The following is a 24,983-nucleotide window of genomic DNA, read 5'->3' as shown; positions in this document are numbered from 1 at the left end:
TACGCGCCGGTGCGCCGTCGTGCCGCTGCTTTTTCCGCGCCCTCGACGGCTCTCCCGGTCGGTGTCACACACCCCGGTCGGGGCCGCTCCCGATCGGTGCCGCTCCCGGTCGGTGTCACCCCTCCGAGGAGTGACCCCCGCACACCTTCCCGCACCGCCCGCGCTCCTGACGCACAATGGATGCGACAAAACCGCGCACCGACGGACGGGTGCGAGCACGGCACGTATCCCGGGGCCGAGGCCTCAGGGGTACGAGCACGCCCCGTATCCGCCCGCCCCACCCACAGCACCAGGAGCGCCACCGTGTCCCCGCAGACCTTGACCCTCACCATCGATCCGGCGGCGGCCGCCGCGCCGTTCGAGCAGGTACGCACCCAGATCGCGGACCAGGCCAGGGACGGCGGCCTCCCGGTCGGCTACAAACTCCCCACCGTCCGCGGCCTGGCCGAAGACATCGGCCTGGCCGCCAATACCGTCGCCAAGGCCTACCGCGCCCTGGAGACCGACGGGGTGATCGAGACCCGGGGCCGCAACGGCAGCTTCATCGCGGCGGCCGGGGAGGCCGCGGACAAGGAAGCCGCCGCGGCCGCCGAGAGCTACGCCCACCGCGCCCGGCGCCTCGGCCTGGACCACCGTGCCGCCCTCGCCGCCGTCGAGAACGCCCTGCGCGCGACCTACCCCGACGCCTGAACCGCAGCCACCGCGCTCCATGCCCGAAAGGATCCGCATGCCCAGCAAGCACGCGCTCGTCCGCCGTCCCGGCCCCCGCCTCGCCGAGGGCCTGGTGACCCATATCGAACGGCATCCGGTCGACCCCGTGCTCGCCCTGCGCCAGTGGGAGGCCTACGTCCAGGTGCTGCGCGACCACGGCTGGCACACCGTCGAGGCCGGTCCCGCCGACGACTGCCCCGATGCGGTCTTCGTCGAGGACGCCCTGGTGATGTTCCGCAATGTGGCGCTGCTCGCCCGCCCCGGCGCCGGCGTCCGCAGGGCCGAGGTGCCCGGCGCCCGCGCGGCCGTGGAGGCGCTCGGCTGCTCCGTCAACGAGATCCGGGAGCCCGGCACCCTCGACGGCGGTGACGTCCTGAAGGTCGGCGACACCCTCTACGTCGGCCGCGGCGGCCGCACCAACGCCGAGGGCATACGCCAACTCCGCGCCGTCTTCGAACCGTTGGGGGCCCGCGTGGTCGCCGTACCGGTGAGCCGGGTGCTGCACCTCAAGTCCGCGGTGACCGCCCTCCCCGACGGCACCGTCATCGGCTATCCGCCCCTGGTCGACGACCCCGCCGCCTTCACCCGCTTCCTGCCCGTCCCCGAGGAATCCGGTGCCCATGTCGTGCTGCTCGGCGGCGGCGCCCTGCTGATGGCCGCCTCCGCACCCAAGAGCGCGGAGCTCTTCACCGACCTGGGGTATCAGCCGGTCGCTGTGGACATCAGCGAGTTCGAGAAGCTGGAGGGCTGTGTGACCTGCCTGTCCGTGAGGCTGCGCGAGCTGTATGTGTGACGGGGCGTCACCCCGGGCAGCTCGTGCGCCTGCCCGGGCCGTACCCCCGGCCGTGCCTATCGTGGCGCCATGAGCAACCTCGACCTCAGACCCGCGCCCCATCCGTGCGGCGGCAACGGCCGTACGGGCCCGGTCCGCGACGTCCAGCCCGGTAAGCAGGTGCCGCTCGGTGAGAGCACCGTCGTCCGCAGACTCCTGCCGAACCTCGGCCGGCGGATGGTCGGCGCCTGGTGCTTCGTCGACCACTACGGCCCCGACGACATCGCCGGTGAGCCCGGGATGCAGGTGCCGCCGCACCCGCACATGGGCCTGCAGACCGTCAGCTGGCTGCGCGAGGGCGAGGTCCTGCACCGCGACAGCCTCGGCAGCCTGCAGACCGTACGGCCGGGGGAGCTGGGCCTGATGACCTCGGGCCGGGCCATCGCCCACTCCGAGGAGTCACCGGCCGGCCATGGCCGCATCCTGCACGGCGCCCAGCTGTGGGTGGCGCTGCCCGGCGGACACCGCGACACCGCCCCGGCCTTCGAGCACCACACCGAACTGCCGGTGATCACCGGCGGTGGCGGACTGTCCGCCACCGTCGTCCTGGGCGAGCTGGCCGGCGCCGCCTCACCCGGCACCACCTACTCCCCGCTGGCCGGTGCCGACCTCACGCTCGCCGCCGGCACGGACGCCCGCCTGCCGGTCGACCCCGACTTCGAGTACGCGGCGCTGGCCATCTCCGGCGAGAGCGAGGTCGACGGGGTGCGCCTCGCCCCCGGCGCCCTCCTCTACCTCGGCTGTGGACGCAGCGAACTGCCCCTGCGCGCCGACTCCGACAGCAGCCTGATGCTGCTCGGCGGCGAACCGTTCGAGGAGAAGATCCTCATGTGGTGGAACTTCGTGGGGCGGTCGCAGGAAGAGATCGAAGAGGCGCGTTCGGACTGGATGGACGGTGCTCGCTTTGGCGAGGTGCAGGGCTACGACGGTGACCGGTTGATTGCCCCCGAAGTTCCGCCCGGGCCCCTGAAGGCGCGGGGACGAGTACGCTGACCTGGGCCTACGGGACAGCCCTTAGCTACCCGGCGCGGCTTCTTGTACCCGAGAGGAGACGCCCGAGGTGAGCCGGCCAGCCGATCTGGGCGCTGCAGCGAGCAGCGCGGGAGTTGCGGGTCGGCCGTCTGTGACCAGTCTGGTCAGCCTCATGCCGACCCCGTGCCGACGTTGCTGACATGGCGTCACGTGTGGGGGCGGGGAATCCGGCAAGTTCAGGTGAACCATGATGAGACGGCCGCGCTGGAGCTCTGCGGTGGGGGAGTCGCAGGGCCGGCAGATTCCCGCCTATGGGCAGCGTCGCTGAGGCACGACGGGCTTCGTGACATAGCTGGCGCTGCCGCCGCGCAAACGGTTCCACAAGGATGCTGCGCTCATCGTTTACGGCACCCTGGCGCCTGCCCCTGACCACATGGTGGCTGAGCAGTCGGACAGGCACGGCCTGCCCTCAGTAAATCCCGACCGCGCTCTTGCCTCGGCCTTAAGTGTCCAGCTGTGGACGCTCGACGGCTCAAGCTTTCGTAGCGGAAAATGGATGACCGCGGCCTTTACGGCACTCGCCGTCGGCCTCTCCTCGCACGATCTGGCTGTCCACCAGGCCGGGATCGCAGCTGAATACCTCCTGAACTTACCTGGCTAAGGTGTCGCTTCATTGGGTGAGGCGGCGGCAGATGAGAGCTGCGGCTATGCCGAGGAAGGCGAGGAAGGCGAAGAAGTGGTCGGCCTTACGCTCGTAGCGGCAGTGGAGTCGGCGACAGCCGGCGAGCCGGGAATCGGTCCGTTCGAGGCCTCAGCGGGGAAAGCCGAGCCGCTGCGAGGACTCGATGCCCTTGCGGGCGATGCGGTGCCGGAAACCACGCTTGTGGAGCCATCGGCGCACGGGGGCGTAGTTCGTAGCCCTTGTCGGCGTGCAGCTTCGCCGGCCTGCAGCGGCGCGGGCCGCGAGGGGAACGGACGGGCGGAATGCTGCGGACGAGCGGCTCAATGCCGTTCACATCGGCACTTGAGAGCCAACCAACGAGATCCGACTCCTTCGCGCATGATGGAAAGATGCCAACCGTTAGGCACAAAGGAATCGTTGGCCTAACTAATGTCTATCCGGGCCCAAATGTGAGTCAAGCTTGTAAAAAAACAACCACGGAAATGGCGACCCGCCTGGCAGGTATCCATCTCCATCCAGGAACACATGGATCAAGAAGCTACGACTGGCGCATTCCGTACGGCAAGAGGGGAATTGGACACCTTTAACTACCGCCCTGGGGTCATCTGGCCGCGTTCGCCCGAATTGTTACATCAGAAATCGCATGCCAGGGGACATTTAATCGAGGCCCGTGGCTGAAAATGGCGCCAACGGCGAGTTGTAATAGTTGGGCAAAACGGGATATTGCCCACTGTAGGGCGCGAATCATGCGAACCCTGACCGCTCGCAGGCGGTGACCTGCGGCACTGAACCCGTTGTTCAGATCAGCGGCGGTCGCCGGTGAGGAATAGAGGTTGACAGAACTGACAGCTTCGTATGCACTCGATGCGGCGAAGGCTCGTTCGATCTCACACAGCTGGGCGTCAAAATCTCCTCTCCTTGCATGTCCTGAAAGGAACCATGATGAGTACCGGGTATTCCGCCGGCGGGCAGGCTCGGAATCAGGAAGATCTTTTGCGGAGATTTTTACAACGACTTTCTAGCGTCGACCCGCAGGAGACCATAACTCCGTTCTCTCGCGACGGCGTGTTACCGGCTTCGTCCGCACAAAAGCGCATGTGGTTTATCAACCAACTGGAGGGGATAAATCAGTCGTACAATACGCCGTTCGTTCTGCGCCTGCGGGGGCAACTCCAGGTGGACGAAATCCGGCACGCAATAGGCGACTTGGTCAGTCGCCACGAGAGCCTCCGTACGACATTTTCTCACTCCGGGGACGAAGTAATACAGGTCATCGCGCCGTCTCTCGATCTGGATATCCCCTGTGTCGACATGGCCGGGCTCTCGGAGCAAGAACGAGAAACTGTAATGCAGCGGGAGCTGGAAACTGCAGCCAACCGCCCCTTTAAGCTCATCGGTGAGCCCCTGATACGCGCGACCTTATGGCGTCTCGCGCCACGGGACCACTACCTGATGCTCAACATCCATCACATCGTGACTGATGGCTGGTCGGAAAAAATCCTCTTCCAAGAACTGGGGAGTCTGTACTCCGCACGGATAGCCGACCGGGAGCCCGGGCTGCCGGCTCTGGATCTGCAATACGCCGACTACGCAATATGGGAAGCCGACTTAGCCGAGCGCGACTGCTTCAGCTCGGAGCTGAGCTATTGGACAGAGCAGCTCAAGGACGCGCCAGAGGTACTCACGCTACCCTGTACCAGGCCCCGCTCTGATGATGCTTCCAGAGCTGGTGGATGGGCAGATATCGATCTCCCGTCTGACCTCGTCGCCGCGATCTCAAAACTGCAGCAGAGGGACAATATCTCGCTGTTCACTATCGCTGCATCAGCCCTTCTGATCTTGCTGCACCGTCATTCTGGCAACGAGGACATAATTATTGGTGCGCCAGTTGCCAATAGGTCGCGTCCGGAGTGGGAGTCGATCGTAGGCCTGTTTGTGAACACGGTAGCGATCAGGGCAGAAGTTACCAGCGACACGCCTCTGGGCGACGTACTGCGAAGAGTCAGGACCGCTTCCGTCGATGCACTCTCTCACCAACGGGTTCCTTTTGATCAGGTCGTAGATGCGCTGCAGGTGAAACGCGACGCAGGAATCAACCCGGTCTTCCAGGTGATGTGCACGGTTAACGATGCCGTCCCGGCTCCCGAGTTTCCGGGGGTATCCGTCGAGCTTGAGGAAATGCGAACTCTGACGGGAAAGTTCGATCTAGAATTCAAAGCAATCCATGATTCAATGGGACTGAAGTGCTGGTTCGAGTTCCCACATGCCCTCTTTGATCACGCCGTAATCCAGGATCTGGCGTCGGACTATCGCACAATATTGACTGCTCTGGTCACGGACCAGAGCAGAACAGTCGAAAGCATCCCAGGTCTTCCCCAGAGTCGCACCGCCCACAGTGCTCGTTGTGGAAAGCTCGTTGAGGATAGCGCTCAGGCGGGCCAACGAGAAACAAATCCCGGCCTTGAGTCAACCCCCAACGGTGACCGGTCACCGACGGAGATTCAATTGGCCGCAATATGGTCCGAGGTGCTGGGGGTACCAGTAGTTCCTCGTGGAGCACACTTCTTCAGCGTGGGAGGGAACTCCTTGCTGGCCACAAAGGTGATCCTGCGCATTCGCAAGACGTGGAACATAGAGCCCACCGTGAGGCTTATGTTCGAGTGTCCCGTGTTTGAGGATCTTGCTGTTCGGATCGGCGCCCTCGTGAAATCTGCACAGCCCGGCAGCAACGCGGGAATCTAACAGGTATCACCGAGGCGGCGAGTTAGGGATCGGTCAGAACTCACCTGAGCTCAAGGAATCGCATGGACAGCCAGAAGAATGAGACTCATGCCGCCTTCCAGGTGGTGGTGAATGGCGAAGAACAGTACTCTCTTTGGCCGGTTGGCAAGGTCATACCAGCAGGTTGGCGTGGGGTGGATGGAATCGGCTCCAAAGCGGAATGCCTAAAGTACATCACCGAAACTTGGGCAGATATGCGTCCATTGAGTCTTCGCAACACAACGGAAGCACGAGGTCGGTGAGTATCTGATGTCTATGATCCAGTCGCTTGTTGCTTCGATAGAAAGACACAGTCAGTCCATAGCAGTCGTCGATCACGGGAAAAGTTATACGTACGGCGACCTCGACCAATTATCTGCAGAAATGTGTGGCGGTCTCGTAGAAAAGGGAATCGGACAGGGCGACCTCGTCTGCCTCTACGACACACGTTCCTGGTTGCGGTGTGCTGCAGTACTTGGTGCATGGCGGGCAGGCGCAGGTGTGCTGTCGATCGATCCCAGTATGCCCGCAGCGCGGACACAGCGGATCCTCAATAGCGCTGGTCCCACGCTGGTTCTGCACGATGAGATCGAGTGGCATATCGATTCCGACCTTCCTCGATACAACTACTCCAAAGTCCGCAGCCGACCTCGTCGGCAACTCGCTGACGCTGAGGTTGCCTACGTCATTGCGACGTCCGGCTCAACAGGGGAGCCGAAATCAGTCGCGGTTCCTCCGGTGGTTCTCGAGCATCTGGCTGCATGGCATGTTGAGCATTGGGATCACACCGCTCTTCCCCACACGCTGCATGCGTCTTCCATTGGCTTTGACGTAATTTATGAGGACATGGTCGCCACCTGGTCGTCTGGCGCCAAGCTTGTTATAGCCGACGATCAAGAGCGGCGCGATCCCTTCGAAGTGATGCAGCTAGCACTGAGCAATGAGGTGAGCCGGCTCTTTATGCCGGTTGGCGCCCTGCATAGTTTGGCATTGGTGGCCACCGCCACCGATACCAAACTTCCCGCTCTGCAGGAGATCGCGGTGGCTGGCGAGAAGCTGGTCATCAACGATGAGGTGAGGGAGTTTTGCGGCAAATCCGAAATTGGATTGATCAACCAGTACGGTCCCAGCGAGACGCATCTGGTGACCCAATATAGGCTTGCGGGAGATCCTGAAGCGTGGCCAGATTTCCCGCCGATTGGTACAGCAGTTGTCAGCGCCGAATTGCTGATGTCCGATGGTGAGCGGCTTCGCCCCTTCCGATCGATGGAGGAGGGTGAGCTTGTTATTTCCGGTCGTTGTGTAGCAACCGGCTATCTGGGCGACAGGCAACTCACGGAGGAGAAGTTCAGGAACATCAGGCATCAAGATGGCAGAAAGCTCAGGTGCTATTTCACGGGTGATCGAGTGCTGTTCGACGGAGATAATTTCCACTTCATTGCACGTGTAGACGATCAGCTAAAGATGAACGGATACAGAGTCGAACCCGGGGAGGTAGAGGCCGCCATCGTCAGCCTTCCGGGTGTGCGCCGTGCAGTGGTTGTAGGCGACCGTAAGGCTGATCGTCTGAATCTCGTGGCCTATTACACGGCCGAGCAGGGTACGGAAGTTACCCCCTCGGACGTGCGGGATGCCTGCCTGCATGCCCTTCCTGAGTACATGGTGCCCAGCGAATTTGTTGCGCTCAAGGATTTTCCGCTGACGCCCAACGGTAAAGTTGATCGACGGGCTCTTGCCGGAAACACATAGTCCACTCTTCATGATTCGCGGATTTTGAGTGACGGATGAATGAAAGCTCTGATGGAGGGGACTTCCCATGAAGCGCGTACGCGTGCCGGTCTCCGGTCCGGAAAACCGGAGCCTTGAAATTTCGCCATTTCAGTGCATGCATCATCTCTTTGAAGCTCAGGCCATGGCAACCCCGGACCATACCGCGGTGGTCCTCGGTGACCAACAGCTTAGCTATCGACAGCTTGATGCGCGCGCAAATCAGCTGGCCAATTTCCTTTTAGAGCATGGGCTGCAGTTAGATAGTCCGGTCGCTCTATGCATGGATCGATCGCCAGATTTGGTCGTGGCCTTGCTCGCAATTTTGAAGGCGGGCGGAGCGTATGTGCCACTTGATCCCACAGTGCCGAGCAACCGGCTCAATCAGATCCTGGACGAAGCCGGCGTCCGATTCTGTATCGGAGATAACCGCTATCGATCCCATTTGGCCACAGAGGCGTTCATCATCTGCCCCGACTCGGACTGGCCCGTTATTTCCTCGTTTTCAGAGGCGAGTCCAGCGGTCCCGGTGACACCGCATAATCTGGTATCCGTGTACTTCACATCCGGTTCCACCGGGACACCCAAAGGGGTCGGGAGCACCCATCTAGGTTGGGTCAACCGCATGCTGTGTATGCAGCAAGAGCACCAGCTTCAGCCCGGCGAAACGGTCTTGCACAAGACCACTCTTACTTTCGATGATTCAGCCCTCGAACTCTTCTGGCCACTCGCATTCGGCGGACGAGTAGCCTTGGTTCGTCCAGGTGCACACAAGGACCCTCGTGCAGTACTTGAGGCCGCAGCCCGCTACGGGACGATACTCCTCCAGGTAGTGCCCAGCATGCTGAATATGGTTCTGGATGTGATAGAAGAGGACGCGCAAATATCACTCCCCAAACTGCGGTGCACCGTTTCGAGCGGTGAAGCACTGCTCCCGGCGACGGTGGCCCGGTTCTTCGAGTCCATGCCTGGCGAGCTGCACAACACGTGGGGAGCGACTGAAGTATCCATCGATTCCACCACCTACACGTGCAGTCCCGCCGATGGGCTCGTCGACGGCTCGGTGAGCATCGGACTCCCATTCGCGAACAATCAAGTTTACGTCCTGAACAAGGATCTGGATCCGGTGCCGACTGGAGTGGTCGGAGACATCTATATGGGTGGCATCGGGTTGGCTCGCGGTTACCTGGGGGACCCTGCCAAGACGGCAGAGAATTTCATCCCCCACCCCCTGCATTCGGGTGAACGGATGTACCGTTCCGGTGACCGGGGATACTTTGACGCTCATCACTGTCTTCGTTATGCCGGACGCGAGGATCACCAGGTTAAAATTCGCGGGATGCGCGTCGAATTGGGAGACATCGAGGCTGTAATCTCCAGGCACCCCCTGGTAAAGGAAGCCGTGGCCGGCGTGCGGGAGTCTGCAAACGGGCTTAAGCGATTGGTCGCATACGTGACACACTTGCACTCGCGTCGTAGGGTTTCTGCCGATGAATTGCGTGACCATGTGAGTCGACACCTTGCTGACTACATGAGGCCTTCTTCGTTCTTTTTTCTTGAGCAGATGCCCCTCAATGGGAGTGGCAAGGTCGATCGTGGGAAATTGTCGGCTCTCGACGATTCACTGGCCACTTCGAACGAGATCTACACCGCTCCCCGTGGCGTTGTGGAGGAGGAGTTGGCGGATATATTTGCCAGCATCCTTGATGTGCAGCGAGTGAGCGTCACGGATAATTTCTTCCATCTTGGCGGTGAGTCGCTTCTGGCTGTTCGGGTTGTCAACCGCGTGGGGCAAAAGTTCGGGGTCGAGCTACCGTTGGCGAGACTTTTTGAGTCGCCCACAGTCTCTTCCCTTGCGGTGGAAGTCGGGTTGCTACTCAAAGAGAAGATCTCGAATCTATCGCAAGATGAGATGAGTGAGTTGCTGGGTGATTCTTCATGAGCATCACCAGGACCCCTGCTCCTCAAAACGCTCACCTCAAACGTATCGTCATCAAAGTCGGGACGTCCTCTCTCATCACTGATGGTGAAGTGGATCAGCGGAAACTTGCCACGCTGGTTGAGGCCGTCGCCAAGCTTCGGACGGACGGTCATCAAATCCTGCTTGTCGCTTCCGGCGCCATTGCTTTGGGCGATGTGCGCCTGAACCGTCACGCCGAAGGACGTGCCGGCTCTCGGCAATTGGCCGCAGCGATCGGCCAGGGTCTTCTGTTCGATGCGTTCCGGTGCAGCTTGGAAGAGAATGGCCTGCAAGCAGCTCAGTTCCTCCTCACCCCGTTCGACTTGACCGGGCCCGATCACCGTGACGGTGTCCGCGATGCGCTGGAAGAGGCACTCGACCGGGGGTGGGTGCCCGTGGTGAACGAGAACGATGCCGTCATGGTCAGAAACAATGACGTGCTCGCTTCCCTGCTCAGCGCCACGCTGGGAGCTGGTTTGCTCGTCCTGCTGACCGATGTCTCCGGCCTGTACGAGAGCGATCCGCGCCAGAGTACAGATGCGCGCCGGATTCCTGTCGTGGATGCCATGACACCGGAAGTGGAACACCTGGCAGGGAGTCCGGTCGAAGGGCCGGGAACCGGTGGTATGCCCACCAAGCTGTGCGCCGTTTGGATCGCGACGTTGGCGGGCGTCGCCTGTGTGATCGCTGGTGCTTCCGTGGCAGATTCAATCGAGGGAGCTGTGAGAGGGGAGAACGTCGGCACATTGGTGCGTCCCCGGCAGCCGAAGAAGCGTGCAGATCTGGGCCAGCTATGGCGCGCACTGTCTGCTGCCCCCACCGGCCGGCTGTTGTGCAATCCCTCCGCCGTAGCCGCAGCCGCTGACGGCCGACCCCTGACGAAAGGCCATGTGCAGGCTTCTGAGGGGAATTTCAAGTCCGGTGATGTAGTGGACGTGGTTGTTGATTCCCATGGTGTTATCGCCCGTGGCCGTTCGAGCGTCGCTGCCCCAGACATGTCCCAGGTCGCACCACGCCAGTTGGCGGACGGCCAGGTCGTACTTCACCCATCCGATTACATAAGTCTATTGGAGAGCTGAATGTCCATCTCAGTCATCGATGTCTGCCGTCGTGCCCGTGAAGCATCAGTCAGGGTGCGTGAGTTGGATACGGAAATCAAGGATCGGGTTCTTGACGAGATGGCTGTTGCCATCGACAAGAGCCGGGATCAACTGAAGACCGCTAACTCGCTCGATGTGAAGGCAGCCCGCGCGGCGGGGACTTCAGCCACTCTGGTGGATCGCCTCACTCTCACGGATTCGCGCATCACGGGAATGGTCAACGCGATCCGCACTATCATGGGTTTGCCCGACCCGGTAGGACAGGTGGTCAAGGGCGACACTCGCCCCAATGGTATCCAGATCGACCGGGTGCGTGACCCTCTCGGGGTCATCGCAGTTATTTACGAGGCCCGGCCGAACGTAACCGCCGATGTCGCTGCCCTGTGTCTGAAATCCGGAAACGCCGCTGTGCTGCGAGGGTCGTCGATCGCTATGCACACGAATGTGGCCGTTGCCGACGTGATTGCTCGTGTTCTGGAGCGCTATGACGAAGTGCCAAAGGACGCGGTGCAACTGATTCGAGACTCCTCTCGTGAGGCTGCTCTGGAACTGCTGCGCGCCGATGGCTACGTGGATTTGCTCGTCCCGCGTGGTGGACCCAGCTTGATCAAGACGGTGCAGGACCACGCCACTGTGCCGACTGTCATCGATGGCGATGGCAACTGCCATGTGTACGTGGATCACACCGCCGATCTGGACATGGCCACGGAAATCGTCATCAACGGCAAGACTTCGCGTCCCAGCGTGTGCAACGCAGTGGAGACGCTGTTGGTCCACGAGGATCTCGCTGATTCATGGCTGGCGAAGGTCCTGGATGAACTCCAGGGGCTTGGCGTGGAAATACGAGGCGACGCTCGAACACAGCAAGTCTGGCCGAACGCGGAGCCGGCGCGAGAGAGCGATTGGGGGACTGAGTACCTCGACATGATTCTCGCGGTCAAGGTTGTGCCCGACTTCGATGCGGCAGTGGCGCACATCAACCGGTGGGGCACCCGCAATGCTGACGCTATCGTTGCTCAGGACATCGCGGTAGCCCGGCGTTTCGCGCGGTCGATCGACTCCGGCAGCGTATTTGTCAACAGCTCCCCTCGTTTTTCTGACGGCGGCGAGTTCGGCTACGGAGTCGAGATCGGTGTCTCCACGCAGAAGCTTCATGTTCGTGGACCCATGGGCCTTGAATCGTTGACCTGTGTAAAGAACGTCGTGTGGGGGAGCGGGCAGGTCCGTGTTCTCTGACCAATCGCCTCAGTTCCCGTCTGGGCCCCCGCTGACCACGAGAGGCGACGAGATGCCCATACCTCGCCATGCGAGCCTTCTCGACAGCCTCGCCGAGGCCTCTTCGATAAGCCATAATAATCGGGTTTACGAGATGCAAGGCGACGGTGCAGATATTGTGACACTGTCGCTCGGTGAGGCTTTCTTCGACATCCCGGTACCGTCCTTCGATGATCTGCCGCAGGCGAAGATCCATCATTACTCACACTCACGTGGACTGCCGTTACTCCGCGAGAAGCTGGCCAAGTACTACGAGTTAGATTGCGGACTGCCCCTCGATCCCGAAACCGAAATCATCGTGACCGCTGGTTCGAAGGCGGCCATCTTCATGGCGCTGAGCGCCATTTTGGATCCGGGCGACGAGGTCATCATCCCGGAGCCACTGTGGGTGAGTTACCCCGAGCAAGTACGCCTGTGCAGGGGCGTGCCGGTGATGACTCCGTGGCAGGACTCGGTCGATGACTTTGCCTCGTATGTGACCCCACGTACCAAGGCGATCATCGTGAACAACCCACAAAACCCCTCTGGGCGCAGGCTCGGTGTGGACGAACTGCGGAGACTACATGAACTAGCCGAACAGCATGGCCTGTTCATCATCGCCGATGAGGCGTACCACGAGTTCGTTCCTGAGGGAGCCGAGTTCCTGTCCGTTGGTTCATTCGATCCACATAAGCATCACACGATCGTCTGCAACTCGATGTCGAAAAATTACGGCATCTCAGGCTGGCGCGTAGGCTATATGGTGGCGCATCAGCTGTTGATCGACCAGATCATCAAGCTCCAGCAACACATCATCACCTGTGCACCGACGATACTGTGCCATTATCTCGCCGAGCATTTCGAGACGATCTTGGAGCAAACGCGTCCGCAGATCGCACGCGTCGTATCGATGCGCAATCGGATGGCCGGGGAGCTCGCCTCGCGAGGCGTCGCGTGCATGCCGGGTGACGCGACGTTCTATCTGTTCGCGTCCCTGGGGAAGTCTCGACTGGATGCGGAGCACTTTACTGAGGAGCTGCTGCGCCGGCATGCGGTGAGCGTTGTTCCGGGCACCGGGTATGGAGCTTCGTGCGATCGGTTCGTCCGGATCTCCGTAGGAACCGAGCCGGAGCAGCGACTGCTGCGCGGGATCTCCGCGGTGGCCGGTCTGATCGAGGAGACGAGTTGAGGGCGCGGACCACGATAGCGTTCATCGGCTGTGGCCGGATCTCACGAGCTGTTGTGAGCGGCCTGGTCACGGCGGGCTGGTCACCGGAACGGCTCCGGGGCGTGTCCCGCACCGGAGCCGGGGCCCGCGCTCTGGCTGCGGAATTCGGCCTGGTGGCTATGCCCAGCGCCCCGGAGGCCGTACGGGGCGCGGATATCGTCATCCTCGCTGTACACCCTCACGAGATGAGGCAGGTTCTGGGCGGTCTCGTGCAAGTGGTCAGTGCCGACCAGCTTCTGGTCTCTCTGGTTGCCTCCTGGCACACCGATGCCGTGGCTGCGGCATTGCCGGGTGTTCCGGTGATACGCGCGGTGCCGAACGTGGCGGTCGCTTTGTGTGCAGGCGTCACCGCGCTCTCGGTGGGCTCTGGCGCAGATCGAGAGCATCTGGAACTGGCGCGCGGTGTTTTTGGTTCACTCGGTCGTGTACTTGGCGTGGACGAGGCACAGATGGAGACGGTGAGCAGTTTGTCCGGCGCAGGGCCGGCCCTGGTTGCCCGATTCGCGCAGGCGCTGGCGGAGGCTGCCGCCGTTCAGGGACTGGGACGCGAGGTGGCTGACCAACTCGCGGCACATGCCGTGAAGAGCACCGGTGCACTGCTCACCGGGGGCGGGCTTACGCCCGATGCCGTCGTCGATTCGGTGGCCTCTCCCGGGGGGATGACGGAAGCGGCTCTGGACATTCTCGAGAAACGCGAGTTGACGGGCGCGGTGGGGGCAGCTCTGGAAGCGGCGGTGGACCTGTCGCTGAGCCGTCTGGCTACTGGGGAGCCCCCGTTGGACCAACACGCGGGCTCTGCGTTGCCACGGTGCGGTCCATCGAAGTGAGGGAGAAGCCGTCTCTCTATAGATCACGAGGATGGTTCTGGTCGAACACGGTCCCTGGTGCGCAGGCCGATCCCGGGGATGGTGACCAGCAGCTGGAGCCGGGCCGGGGCCCGCGCGATCTCTAGGGGCCATTGGCGGAAGGGGAAGCAGAACTTCAGCGGTGATGCACGCGTCAACGTCAAGGCCAGGTACACCGGCGAGCTGCAGTTCCGTTCGGTGCTGTACTCGACCGACAAGCACCACCAGCACGCGAGGACGGACCGCACATCTGCATCGGTGACCATCCGTGTCGCGCGCTAACCGGCACGAGGGCACCGCACGTCTGGGCGTCAAGAATGACGCTTCTGCACCCCACCCCTGCGCTCACCACACGTGACGGCATCGTCACCGTGGTGAGTGCAGGGCATTCGGCGACCAGCACGCAAGTGCCGTTCGCGAGCCCGTGGTTTCGTCTTTCGAGTTCAACTCGACGCCGTCGGCGTGCGATGGCCTCGGGCACCGATTCGGGAACGCGGCCGACCGCCCGCCCAGGACGCGGGGGTATCCCTCCGGCATGACGGACGCCCAGTGGGCGGTGGTCCGCGACGCACTGCCGGTGCCGGCGTGGCTGGAGGGCCGGGCGGGCAGCCGGAGGGCTACCGCAACCGGCAGAAGACCGGCGCGATGTTCTTCGTCACCGACAATGGCGTCAAGTGGCACTCTGTTCCCGGCGAATTCCCCGCATGAGACCGCGTATATGCCTCTTCCGCAGGTGGCGCAGGCGGTAGTCCGACGCGAGCACTTCTACCCTCGTCCCCTCCCCACGCCGCGGCACGAGGGATCCGGCGACCGGGACCTTGCGCCACTGCCCTGGCAGGTGCCGGGTCCTGCACCTGTTGAACGGGCCCCTCTGCCACATCGCCGCCCACGGTCAGGGCCTCGGCCGGATCGGCCCGCGCGACCAGCCGGCGTGTGCGATGCATGGTGACGGGGGAGCTCCCCGCCCGCCAATTCCCTATTCGTCACCTCGTACACGAGCATGCAGGTGTTCGTCGTGCCACCCGTCTGCGTGCAGCAGTGCGCTTCGCATGGTTCCCTCCAGTTCGAACCCCGCCTTGGTGGCAACCCGGCAGGACGCTTCGTTGGCGGTCGAGTGGGTGAGTTGGAGTCGGTGCAACCCCAAGTCGTCGAAGGCCCAGCGGCTGAGTGCGACTGTCGCATGTGTCGCAACGCCGGTACCGCGGGCGGCCGGCAGAACCCAGTAAAGGTATTCGGCACTGCCACCGTGGAGGTCGATGTCGCCGAGGCCGATCAACCCGAGGATCTCTTCGTCAGCCGTGCGACAGATAGCCCAGACCGCTGCGGATTCAGTCCGCCAGCGCTCGTGCCATCGGGCGATCTTCTGCCGCGCTTCCTCGGGTGACAGGGGGCGGACCCGGTTCCACTGTCGGATTGCGGGATCGAGACTGGAGGCGACCAAAGCTGACGCATCTGTCTGCTGCCATGGTCGCAGCTCCACGCCTCCTGCAAGCTGAATCACGGGTTGTTCGTGCCGACTCATCATGCCGGCGGGAACGACGGCGGATACGGGGTCAATTAAGGTCATGGGCGCATTATGTCAACTCCCTTCAGGCCCAAGGTCGGTGATCAGATCGGGTCTGCGGGGGTGACGGGAAGGTCAAAGCAGGCAAGCTGTTCCCGGCGTGCCTACCGCATGACGTGTCGGTGCCGCCGGGCGCTGGTTGGGCCGGCTCTCGTGGCGTGACGAGCCGGGAGAACCTGGCCGGGCACAGCTGCACGAGTCACCAGTCGCGCGCGACGGCGCAGGGCTCCGGCGCCTGGCGATCATTGCCAGAGACTCGGCTTGCCGCTCACGGTGAGGGGAACGGCCGCGCGGCGCACGGCCGAGGCCGGTGGCAGGAAGATTTCGACTACCTGGCCGTAGGTCGTCCGGGCATCGTGGTGAAAGACCTGGGGGGATGGCGGCCACAACAATGCCGCCATCCCCCGTACCGCCCGGCTCGGCTCGGCCGCCGACTGGTGCAGTGGGTTTGCCTCGGTTCTCCTCAGGCGCTTGTCAGCGCCCCCAGTTCTCGAATACAAGTGCACGTGCTGGAGCCGCTTCCACGCCGCTGACCTTGATCGGCAGTGCGACCAAGTGGACGTCTCTGCTGCTCACGAGATGGAGGTTCTGAATGTTCTCCAAGATCGGAATCCCAGCCTCAAGTAGCCTTCGATGGACCGGTGATGTGCGGTCACCTGGTTGCTCGGTGAGGCAGTCAAGGCCGACGAGACTTACGTCATGGTCCACCATCCAGGCGGCTGAAGAGGGCGTCAGGTAGGGCGGTGTGTCCCAGTAATCGGACTTCCCAAGGTGACGCATGGGGTGATCAGTACGGACGAGCAACCGATGTCCGGGCTGCCATACTTCGCCGACAGCCTTGTCGAGGTCATCGGCAGTGATGGGCTCAAGATCCTGTTTGTGCGACAGGTCAGCGATCAGCGCCGGCCCGACGAAGGTTTCGAGCGGAACCTCGTCAATCTTCTCGCGGTCGGCAAAGAAATGAAATCCACTCTCGATGTGTGTGCCGTTATGCGGGAAGATGTGTAACCCGGTGAATGTGCGACCGACGCTCGCTGGATCCGTTTCTGGCGTCATGACGGCATCAACCGAGAACTTTGGGTACCAGTCGGCATCGTACGACGGCATGCCCACGTACCAACCCTGACTAATGTCAACGAATGTCATTACTTACCCTCACTGCGCTGTCTGCGACCAAACGTAAATTCTTGGGCACATCCTGTGTGTAGTCTGCCAACTCCTGGCAGTGGGAGGCATGTTGACCTCTCCCATGACAGTCTGTCGCATCCAAGGTGAGTTGGCGACGTATCGTCGAGATCTGCGGTGGCCCGGTATCAGTAACCGCAACCTGTGCCGACTGCTGCTGTTCGTCGGCGAGTTGCCATGCCAGGCCCATCTGGACTGCACCCGCAGGCCGGAGCGGACGTGGGTATCTGGGGCCCTGCCGACGGGCGGCCGGCAGAACACCATGTCTGCGCACCAGCGTCAACCACCAGCGGCTTCTGGAGCGGGGCGGCGACGCCAACACCGCCGGCGGGACCGTGATCGTCACCGACAACCTCGCCTCGCGTAGCAGCAAGCCCACCCACGTGTGGCTGAGGGAGCACCTGCGCACATCCCAGGTATGCCTCCCGGTCACCACGTGCACCTTCAGTTTGCCGGGGCTGGGGGCGCCTGTGTCCCGCAAGGCCGCACCTACGGCACTCTATATCTGCAGCTGACACCGGTGTTGACGCACATTGGAGACCCTCGTCTTCACAAGCAGCCAAGCGCGGAGGCCATCGTACGCAGCTTGATGCTCGTTTCCTCGTACTCGGCGTCGGGCTCTGAGCCCTCAACGATTGCGCAGCCGGCATAAAGTGAGGCGAGTTCGCCCTGCACAAGAGCCGAGCGGATAGCCACTGCGAATTCGCCCGTGCCGTGACCGTCGACCCATCCAACCGGACTGGCGAACCAGCCTCGATTGATCGGCTCATTTTGCCCAAGCCAGTTGAGCGCCGCGTGCCGCGGATAGCCGCCCAGCGCGGGAGTGGGGTGCAGCTTGGCCACCAGGTCGAGGATGCCTAAAGGCGGAGAAGATGCCAGTTGCCCGGATAGATGCGTGGCCAGATGCTGTATGTTGGTCAACTTTAGGACTGTGGGCTCCTTCGCTACCTCGATCCGATGGCAAACATCAGAAAGTGCCCGACTCAGCATCTCTGTCACCACTGCATTCTCATGGCGGAGCTTTTCGTTCGCCAGCAGCTCGCGTTCCAGGGCATAGTCCTCTTCTGGATCGAGACCCCGCGGTGTTGATCCGGCCAGCCCCAGGGTTTGTACAGTGTCACCCTTGAGGCGTACCAAATATTCAGGCGTGGCACCCAAGAAGCATTGTTTAAGCCCTTCGTTTCGTGTGTGCGCTGCGAATACGGTTGCCCCAAGGGAGGAGGAGCGCAGGCTTTCGACCGCTGTCAGCAGGTCAAAGTCTTCGCCCAGCCTGACCTGGAGTTCGCGAGCCGTCACCACCATCTCGAAGGTCCCGTTGCGGATCTCATCCACTGCTTGTGCAACAAGCTTCTGGAAGTCTGCCCCGAGTGGTACTTCAGTTTTCGACACCACTTGCCGGTTGACGACCTTTCCACCGTGCGGAAATTTGCCGTTGATCAACTTGTCAACCAGCGTGAACCGGTCGGTGAGCGCCTGCGTAGCACTGGTACCCGGCTCGATACGTAGGTTTACCGTGAGGTAGGTATCGCCAGAGGGATAGTCGACCAACTGAACTGCAGGAGCAGTCATCCGGCCGTCGGGCAGCGAGTGCGCGTCGTTGTGCTTCCCCTCTTGGGGAGCGAAGGTGAATCCGCCGACGAGTATCGGACCCGGCGCGTCTGGGAGGTTGCAATTTCGACGCACAGTCATGGAAATACGCGACCAGGCCCGTCGGACATCGATGAACCGTTCCGGACCGGATCCGTTAAGCTCTACGGTGCTGCCGGCCGTAACGATCCGTGGGCCTCCCCAAGACGAAAGCCAAAGGAAAGCGTTATCAGTAAGCGCTTGCGCGCTAGCCCAGAATTTCACATGGTCAACTGCGGGTATCCGCGTTGACCAGCTCATGAGAAGGGGGGAGTTCTCCTTGACCGCTGCCGAGGAGAGTTCAGTGGCGAACTGGAATGCGCGGTCGCGACAGGGTATGTGATGGTCAATCACCGAGACGTCCTTCCATTGGGTGAATCACGTGACTCATCATGCCGTTCATCGAAGAGTAAATACACGAAACCCAGACGGCGACGATAGTGGCCTGGCCGTGTCGGCGAATGCGTACGGGAAAAGAGGGAAGGCAGCGGGTATCGCCGAGCTGATCGCGTTTGGACAGAACGACACTGGAGCGCGTCGATCAGCGGGAGAGCTGCCGAGCAAGGGGACAGGGCCGAGGAAGCAGGCCGGTCGCCGGCTTGATCGACTGCTCACGTTGGGTGGTGATCGGGTGCATCGTGAGCCACATCGGTCCCGGCGTCCGGCCAGAACTACAGCACCAGCACAGCTGGAAGCATCGCCAGGGCGTGACACCAATAAACCAGCGGAAGCTCGATCTTGTCGAACGAGTTGCTTTGCCACACTGGACCGCGTGCCAAGCTAACGTCGTAGCGGTGCATCGCCACTGCTTCCTTTTGGGCTTCGCCAGGATGCCGAGGTGGCGTTGGGGGTGGCAGAGGGCCCGCCGCGGAGCATCGCGAAGGATGCGCCGGCTCGACATCGGCGAGGTAGAAGAGGGCTCGTGTGCTCGGTCGAGGTGCGAAGAACTGGCGCTGCGGTGACGTGTCCGGATGATCAGGTATGCCGTTGACCGGATATGACGCCTGATGACGTCGGGCATGACTACCGGGGGGCGAAGTAGGGCCCGGGGCTCTGTGACTCGCAGCTGGTTGGAGACGCGGTAGCTGCGCCGGCCAGGCCGTCGTCGAACCTGACGATCATCTTCGGCCCGACGACCGTCTCGTCGGCGAGGTGGGCGCTGCGGAGGGGGTGCGTCATGGGTCGTGCCACGCTGGCGATGGTGCACAAGTTGGTGAGTATCGGGTTCGGCCTCACGGGATAGAGTTCGGCGATCCGTTGCGTCATCAGAGCTTGAAAGCAGGCGACTTGAGAGCCCGCTTCCCGGTCGGCGGCTGACGACGGAGCGCAGATAGTGGCGGGCTGACCAGTACGGTGTCGTGCTCCGCGTGCAGACTGGCGAGTGATTGCCACTGGCGGGAATTCATTCGGCGAGCGCCTCTGCCGGGCTCTGATCCGCCCCAGCAGGACGACGAGCTGCCCAGACCGGATGCCGCAGGCTGCGGTTGAGCACATCGGCCGATGGGTGGATAAGCACGCGAGGTGCCCGGCAGCAGCATGGGGGATGGCGGTCGAGAACCCACTGTCTGGAGTTTTGTCGTTCCGTAGAGTCGCCGGCTCCCACACCACGGCTCTGCAGTCAGATGGAAAGGCATCAGCGAGGGGATTGACTGAGAGCACCCTGACGGCCCTGCCTCGCAAGGGACCCGGGGTGGTGTTCCAGGGAATGTGCGTGCAGTCGGCGGCCTGCACCGGACTGCGGATCCTCGCGCACCAGGTAGTCGTACACCGTCGCGGTTGCCGGCCCCTGAGCGGCGCAACGAAGCCGCTGCACGACAAGCAGTCCGGCGCAGTGGCGGAAAAACGCCACCCATGCCGGCAACTCGACGCCCACGATCACCGCGGTTATCCCGCTGGCCAGCTGAAACCTTCAGGGCATGGAGGCAGTCGCACTGCCGGCCCCAAGGCAGTGGCATTGAGTTAAAGCCAAGCTGAGACAAGTGCCGGCGTCGCACCTGGCGAAAGCCATGCACTGCTGCTCCAGACTCAGGTGCCAATCTCACCAAAGCGGATGCCACCCGGATGATCACAAAATGGACAACATGTCGCTATGTGCTCAACTTGCGTTAAATGCTCAGTCGTGTGTCGTATCGACAATATTCCTTGCCATCCAAGGCGGTACATGGCAGGATAATAGAGCTTCCGGGTGTCATGAATGACTGTCAGGTATAGACAGTCAGCGATTAGGGTCAAACTCCAGACGCGGTGGGTGCGCGGTGTCTGGACGTGAGGCAAGAGATATGTCCAATTTCGTTCTGGGTATCCCTGCAGATAAGCGACTGTGACTAGCGCAGAGTAGACCGCAAAAGAGCTGATCTTGATGAACGATCGTGCCACTGACGGATATTTACAACGTTGTCTAGACGGTAACTCGGGATTACTTGATGTTATGCAGAGCATCGACATCCCGCCAGTATTATCGGCCGCTTGCGCCGGTCGCCTGATTCCCCGTCCTTTCTTTGTCGACGAGACCGAAATTCAGCGCTGTGCTGCTGACCTCGTTGATCTCTTTGGGCTCATGTCCTCGCTCCCTGAGCGACTCTTCGACGGCGACACCACAGCGTACTGTGCAGCTCTCGGCATCGACCCCCGACGTGCCGGGTTGATGCGCCGATTAACCGGCTTGCCTGAGATGTACGGACGCGCCGATCTCTATCACGATGGAAGCTCTTTCAAGCTTCTTGAATACAATGTGGACAGCGCATTGGGCGGGATAGACCGGGCCGAGATCTCCCGGCTGCTGTTGCAGGTGAAAGCTTTTCGTGAATTCGCCGAGGAATTCCAGCTCGACTACATTCATACTGGCGAGCGGATTGCGAAAATTCTGCGAAGGGTATCGCAACCTTTAACAGGTGGCGCGGATCCGGTAGTTGCCTTCGTTGAAACCAACGGCGGCCTGAACCCATATCTCTCGGTATACCGTTCATACCAAGAAATGATGCGCCGCTTCGGGCTGGACGTCGTGCTGGGCGAGGTGAGCCAGGTACGTAGCCAGGGCGGGCGGCTATTTCTCCAGGGCAAACCGATCGACGTCATATTGCGGTGCTTCGACATCGACGAGGTGCTTGCGGACCCCGCTGGCGATCGCGCTGTTGAACCGATCTTCCGTGCCCATGAGGACGGCAAGGTAATTCTTTGGACGAAGATGCAGAGCGGGCTCGTCGCAAATAAAGGATGTCTGGCGCTGTTATCTGACCCGCGGTGGCGTCACGCATTTTCATCCACAGAAAAGGACGTTATAGATCGAATACTGCCCTGGACCCGGACCCTTGTGGCGGGCCCTACAGAAAGTAGCGAAGGGTTGGTCGATCTCATTGACTACTGCAAGGACAACCGAGAGCATCTCATTCTGAAGCCGCATGTTGGCTACAGTGGGGATGGCATCGTAGCAGGATGGGAATCCACTGCTGCTGATTGGAAAGAAGCGCTCTCGTCGGCGTCCAAAGACGGGTACATCGTGCAGCGTAGGGTGATTCCCCGAAACGAGCCCGTCGTGAATCCCGAGTCTCGTCGCATCCAGAATTGGGATGCGGTCTGGGGCGTGTTTATCACTCCGGATGGATATGCCGGATCTCAGATCCGAGGAATTCCAGCCGGCGAGGATGCAATCATCAATCTGGGGACTAGCGCTTCCGTCGGAGTCGGGACCGTCTTTCATTCTGCAGACGTCTGAGTTTTCTTACTGAATGATGCGCCGAGATTGGCGTTCCACCAAGTGATGTGCTGTGGACTTCAAGAAAAGTCCAGACAGCTTCGGGCCTGGATCACCGAACACGTAACTCCCCAAGGCCCAACGGTTCGGCAGGTAAGACTTCTGCCGCGGGCAACTGGCGGCGGGATTCTGTAAGTTGACCACGCACCTATAGCACAGGATGGCCATGCACCCATGACGAAGGAACTCAATGACACCGAGCCTTTGAAACAGCCGGATGAAGATTGTGCCGGCGCTCCTGACCGGCATCCCGAATGGATCTGGCGCAGCGGCGAGAACATAGCGTGGGACAATGCCACGGTTCATGTGAGAGCGGTTGGTCATTCATCAGTTTCGGCTGTCTTCGAGGGTCTCAGGGCGTACCTCTCTGCCGATAGGCAGAGACTTTTCGTGTTCCGGTTGGATGAGCACTTAAACCGGCTCTTTGCCTCAGCGCGTCTCTGCCGGTTACGTCTCCCGTACTCGTTTGCAGAATTACGTGAAGCTGTATTGGAGCTCCTGCTTCTCAATAGATATCGTGAGGACGTCTACATCCGGCCCTGGGCGTTCCCTGGTGACCCACTACGGGAGATGCTGGTACCAGCCGATGTGAACTGCGAGGTGGTAATCGATACCTGGCGGATGAGCAGTAATCTCTTCGCAGCTCGCGGCTGTCGCGCTGCATTTGGTTCCTGGGCGCGAATTAACGAAACCACGATGCCACCCCGAGCCAAGGCATTTTCGAACTACCACAATGGTCGGCTGGCTGTGCTGGAGGCGCGTGAGAACGGCCATGACTGGCCGATCCTCCTCAATGAGCGAGGCAAGGTGAGTGAGGGGCCTGGAGCCTGTGTCGCACTAGTTCGTGATGGAGTTGTCATCACTCCATCCATCACAAGTGGCGTTCTGGAAAGCGTCACTCGTGAAAGTGCGATCACTTTGCTGCGTGAGGCAGACATCACGGTCGAGGAGAGGGAGGTGGACCGCACTGAATTGTACCTTGCCGACGAGGTTTTCTTCCTCGGTACCGCGTGGGAAATCCTGCCTATCACGAGTGTGGATGGGCTCCGAGTTGGCGAAGGCATCATGGGGCCGGTCGCCTCTCGGCTGGAAGAGACCTATGCCGAAGTCGTCCGTGGTGAGTCCGCGAGACACAAAGACTGGCTGACAGAGGTTCCTTTGAACTTCGACTCGCCAAGCTAAGAGGCCTTAGAAGTGTCGTGCAGCCCACTCGGATCGATGGTTTGCGGACGGTGGGTGAATATCTAATTCAGAGGAGCATATTTTGTCTACCCTGCATCCTTCCGTCCTCAGCCCAGAACCAGTCAGTACCTACCAGGGACTGTTCGAGGAGATATCCGCTCGGCTGAGCTGCCCTGCTCTTGTTGACCCTGAGCCGACGGTGCGGATGCCCGGTGGCGAACTGGAGATCCAGGTCAGCGATGGCGGACACATCAACACGACCGGTCCTGCGGAGCGCATTGCGGAAGGCTCCTTCGGCCCCACGCTTCGGGAACGGCTCGGGGCCCGTGTCCCCTCCGTTCCGCAGAGGAGCCACCGATGACCTCTCTACCGGTCGACACGGCCAATCGGTCAGCTGCGTACCCCATGCGGCGTTGGGTGTTCGAAGATGCTGCAGGCCGGTTCGATATCGACTTAGGCGACAGCAACGTGCAGTGTGGAACCCTGGCGGGTTTGAAGGTCCACGATGGCCTCGTGCTCGACTACGGGCACGACCGGGGCACCGAGCGCTTGCGCGAGATGGTGGCTCGGTTGTACAGCGGCGAGCTCAACTCGACATTGATCACTCATGGAGCCCAGGAAGCACTCTACCTCGTGTACAGCGCCCTGCTCCGTCCTGGCGATCAAGTCATCACCTTCAGCCCCGGGTGGCAGCAGCATGCGGAGGCGCCGTCTTCATTAGGCGCCGATGTTGACGTTATTGGCCTTCGGCCAGATCTGACTGTCGACGTCGAGGCAGCTGCAGCAATTGCTGGTCCCAAACTCAGATTGATCGTCGCCAGTACACCGTGCAATCCGACTGGCCAGCGCATCAATGCTGCCGACCTCGACGCGCTGGTGTCACTGGCTCAGCGTCATGACGGGTATCTGCTCCTTGACGAGGAGTACTCGGTCGACCTCTCGACTTCTCTCGCCACCCGCAGCGATCGTGTTCTCTCGGTATCCAGCCTGTCGAAGGTATACGGTCTTCCGGGCCTACGCATCGGCTGGCTGTTCGGCACACCTGACCTGGTGTCAGCCTGCATTGAGCGAAAGCATCTCACCACCATCTCCAACTCGGTCCTGTGCGAGAGCCTTGCTGTCGAAGTGCTGCAGCAGCGTGCTCAGTACATCGAGGAATACAGGCGTCTCACGTCGGGCGGTCTGGCGCTGCTGCGCGAGTGGGCCGATCGTCATTCAGATGCGATACAGCTTGTGCCACCACATGGAACGCCCTTCGCCTGGATCCAGTTGATGACCGGCGAACCGCCGATGGCCTTCGCTCAGCGTGCACTTGACCTGGGGGTCATGGTGATGCCCGGCGAGACAGTTGGGTCCGGAAACGGGTTCCGTCTCTGTTTTGCCCGCGAGCCCCAGTCGCTAACCGAAGGTTTACGGCGGATCGAATCCGTGCTCAGGCCGCCGAAGGTTTTTACTTCCGGCTGAAAGCGGGGCCAGAGGTATTTCCGCGCCGGCGCGAGAACTCGGAGTTGGCTCCGTCGGTTGAGGTGCAAGGAGAGCGCCGGAGCAGTTGTTGCCGCTTGCT

Annotated in this window: 21 protein-coding genes and 1 pseudogene; 17 read left to right on the top strand and 5 right to left on the bottom strand. The window is 61.4% G+C overall.

The window, feature by feature from the left end:
• Positions 1–303 precede the first annotated feature (303 nt).
• The 4 genes from ABR737_RS11655 to ABR737_RS11635 all read left to right on the top strand — a co-directional run bounded on the left by ABR737_RS11655 (position 304) and on the right by ABR737_RS11635 (position 3,176).
• The gene (locus tag ABR737_RS11655) at positions 304–690 is read left to right on the top strand and encodes a GntR family transcriptional regulator (protein ID WP_350250111.1); all 387 of its coding nucleotides are present in this window, start codon (positions 304–306) and stop codon (positions 688–690) included.
• Positions 691–727: 37 nt separating this feature from the next.
• The gene (gene ddaH, locus ABR737_RS11650; RefSeq protein WP_350250110.1) at positions 728–1,504 is read left to right on the top strand and encodes a dimethylargininase; all 777 of its coding nucleotides are present in this window, start codon (positions 728–730) and stop codon (positions 1,502–1,504) included.
• Between the two features lie 69 nt (positions 1,505–1,573).
• Complete coding sequence (locus ABR737_RS11645) at positions 1,574–2,536, top strand: pirin family protein (RefSeq protein ID WP_350250109.1); 963 nt, start codon at positions 1,574–1,576, stop codon at positions 2,534–2,536.
• 412 nt (positions 2,537–2,948) lie between these two features.
• The gene (locus ABR737_RS11635; RefSeq protein WP_350250108.1) at positions 2,949–3,176 is read left to right on the top strand and encodes a hypothetical protein; all 228 of its coding nucleotides are present in this window, start codon (positions 2,949–2,951) and stop codon (positions 3,174–3,176) included.
• A 9-nt stretch (positions 3,177–3,185) separates the two neighbouring features.
• Here ABR737_RS11635 and ABR737_RS11630 read toward each other — a convergent pair.
• A pseudogene (locus ABR737_RS11630) lies at positions 3,186–3,519 on the bottom strand (IS5/IS1182 family transposase); the annotation flags it as partial.
• A gap of 620 nt (positions 3,520–4,139) precedes the next feature.
• On the opposite strand from ABR737_RS11630, the gene ABR737_RS11625 reads away from it, so the two are divergent.
• From ABR737_RS11625 to ABR737_RS11580, 10 genes are all read left to right on the top strand, one after another.
• A complete protein-coding gene (locus ABR737_RS11625) occupies positions 4,140–5,939 on the top strand; it encodes a condensation domain-containing protein (protein ID WP_350250107.1) in 1,800 nt (599 codons plus the stop codon).
• Positions 5,940–6,001: 62 nt separating this feature from the next.
• Positions 6,002–6,220: an MbtH family protein gene (locus tag ABR737_RS11620; protein ID WP_350250106.1), complete on the top strand. Its 219-nt coding sequence runs from the start codon at positions 6,002–6,004 to the stop codon at positions 6,218–6,220.
• Positions 6,221–6,227: 7 nt separating this feature from the next.
• Positions 6,228–7,706, top strand: a complete 1,479-nt coding sequence (locus ABR737_RS11615) for an AMP-binding protein (protein WP_350250105.1) — start codon at positions 6,228–6,230, stop codon at positions 7,704–7,706.
• Positions 7,707–7,773: 67 nt separating this feature from the next.
• Entirely contained in the window at positions 7,774–9,666 is a 1,893-nt protein-coding gene (locus ABR737_RS11610; RefSeq protein ID WP_350250104.1) for a non-ribosomal peptide synthetase, read from the top strand.
• On the top strand, positions 9,663–10,763 hold the full coding sequence (gene proB / locus ABR737_RS11605; RefSeq protein WP_350250103.1) for a glutamate 5-kinase: 1,101 nt from the start codon (positions 9,663–9,665) through the stop codon (positions 10,761–10,763). The genes ABR737_RS11610 and proB overlap by 4 nt, the downstream gene beginning before the upstream one ends.
• Positions 10,764–12,020, top strand: coding sequence for a glutamate-5-semialdehyde dehydrogenase (locus tag ABR737_RS11600; RefSeq protein ID WP_350250102.1), 1,257 nt, complete (start codon positions 10,764–10,766; stop codon positions 12,018–12,020). It abuts the gene before it with no gap.
• 52 nt (positions 12,021–12,072) lie between these two features.
• Complete coding sequence (locus ABR737_RS11595) at positions 12,073–13,227, top strand: pyridoxal phosphate-dependent aminotransferase (RefSeq protein ID WP_350250101.1); 1,155 nt, start codon at positions 12,073–12,075, stop codon at positions 13,225–13,227.
• On the top strand, positions 13,128–14,093 hold the full coding sequence (locus ABR737_RS11590; protein WP_350250100.1) for a pyrroline-5-carboxylate reductase family protein: 966 nt from the start codon (positions 13,128–13,130) through the stop codon (positions 14,091–14,093). The genes ABR737_RS11595 and ABR737_RS11590 overlap by 100 nt, the downstream gene beginning before the upstream one ends.
• A 78-nt stretch (positions 14,094–14,171) precedes the next feature.
• Positions 14,172–14,393: a hypothetical protein gene (locus ABR737_RS11585; RefSeq protein ID WP_350250099.1), complete on the top strand. Its 222-nt coding sequence runs from the start codon at positions 14,172–14,174 to the stop codon at positions 14,391–14,393.
• A 303-nt stretch (positions 14,394–14,696) separates the two neighbouring features.
• Positions 14,697–14,819, top strand: a complete 123-nt coding sequence (locus tag ABR737_RS11580) for a hypothetical protein (protein ID WP_350250098.1) — start codon at positions 14,697–14,699, stop codon at positions 14,817–14,819.
• A gap of 268 nt (positions 14,820–15,087) precedes the next feature.
• On the opposite strand, the gene ABR737_RS11575 is transcribed toward ABR737_RS11580, so the two are convergent.
• The 4 genes from ABR737_RS11575 to ABR737_RS11560 all read right to left on the bottom strand — a co-directional run bounded on the left by ABR737_RS11575 (position 15,088) and on the right by ABR737_RS11560 (position 19,677).
• Positions 15,088–15,678: a GNAT family N-acetyltransferase gene (locus ABR737_RS11575; RefSeq protein ID WP_350250097.1), complete on the bottom strand. Its 591-nt coding sequence runs from the start codon at positions 15,676–15,678 to the stop codon at positions 15,088–15,090.
• A 471-nt stretch (positions 15,679–16,149) separates the two neighbouring features.
• Complete coding sequence (locus tag ABR737_RS11570; RefSeq protein ID WP_350250096.1) at positions 16,150–16,821, bottom strand: cyclase family protein; 672 nt, start codon at positions 16,819–16,821, stop codon at positions 16,150–16,152.
• A gap of 588 nt (positions 16,822–17,409) precedes the next feature.
• On the bottom strand, positions 17,410–18,840 hold the full coding sequence (locus ABR737_RS11565) for an isochorismate synthase (protein ID WP_502964306.1): 1,431 nt from the start codon (positions 18,838–18,840) through the stop codon (positions 17,410–17,412).
• Positions 18,841–19,509: 669 nt separating this feature from the next.
• On the bottom strand, positions 19,510–19,677 hold the full coding sequence (locus ABR737_RS11560) for a hypothetical protein (protein WP_350250094.1): 168 nt from the start codon (positions 19,675–19,677) through the stop codon (positions 19,510–19,512).
• A gap of 1,168 nt (positions 19,678–20,845) precedes the next feature.
• Here ABR737_RS11560 and ABR737_RS11555 point away from each other — a divergent pair.
• The 3 genes from ABR737_RS11555 (at position 20,846) to ABR737_RS11545 (ending at position 24,883) form a co-directional block, all read left to right on the top strand.
• Positions 20,846–22,198: a glutathionylspermidine synthase family protein gene (locus ABR737_RS11555; protein ID WP_350250093.1), complete on the top strand. Its 1,353-nt coding sequence runs from the start codon at positions 20,846–20,848 to the stop codon at positions 22,196–22,198.
• A gap of 213 nt (positions 22,199–22,411) precedes the next feature.
• On the top strand, positions 22,412–23,419 hold the full coding sequence (locus ABR737_RS11550) for a branched-chain amino acid transaminase (RefSeq protein ID WP_350250092.1): 1,008 nt from the start codon (positions 22,412–22,414) through the stop codon (positions 23,417–23,419).
• Positions 23,420–23,776: 357 nt separating this feature from the next.
• Positions 23,777–24,883: an aminotransferase class I/II-fold pyridoxal phosphate-dependent enzyme gene (locus tag ABR737_RS11545; protein ID WP_350250091.1), complete on the top strand. Its 1,107-nt coding sequence runs from the start codon at positions 23,777–23,779 to the stop codon at positions 24,881–24,883.
• The last annotated feature ends 100 nt before the right edge of the window (positions 24,884–24,983 follow it).

It is taken from the genome of Streptomyces sp. Edi2 (assembly GCF_040253635.1).
Taxonomy (GTDB): Bacteria; Actinomycetota; Actinomycetes; order Streptomycetales; family Streptomycetaceae; genus Streptomyces.
Note: the sequence above shows the minus strand (reverse complement) of the source record. Positions and strands in the feature narration are given on the sequence as shown.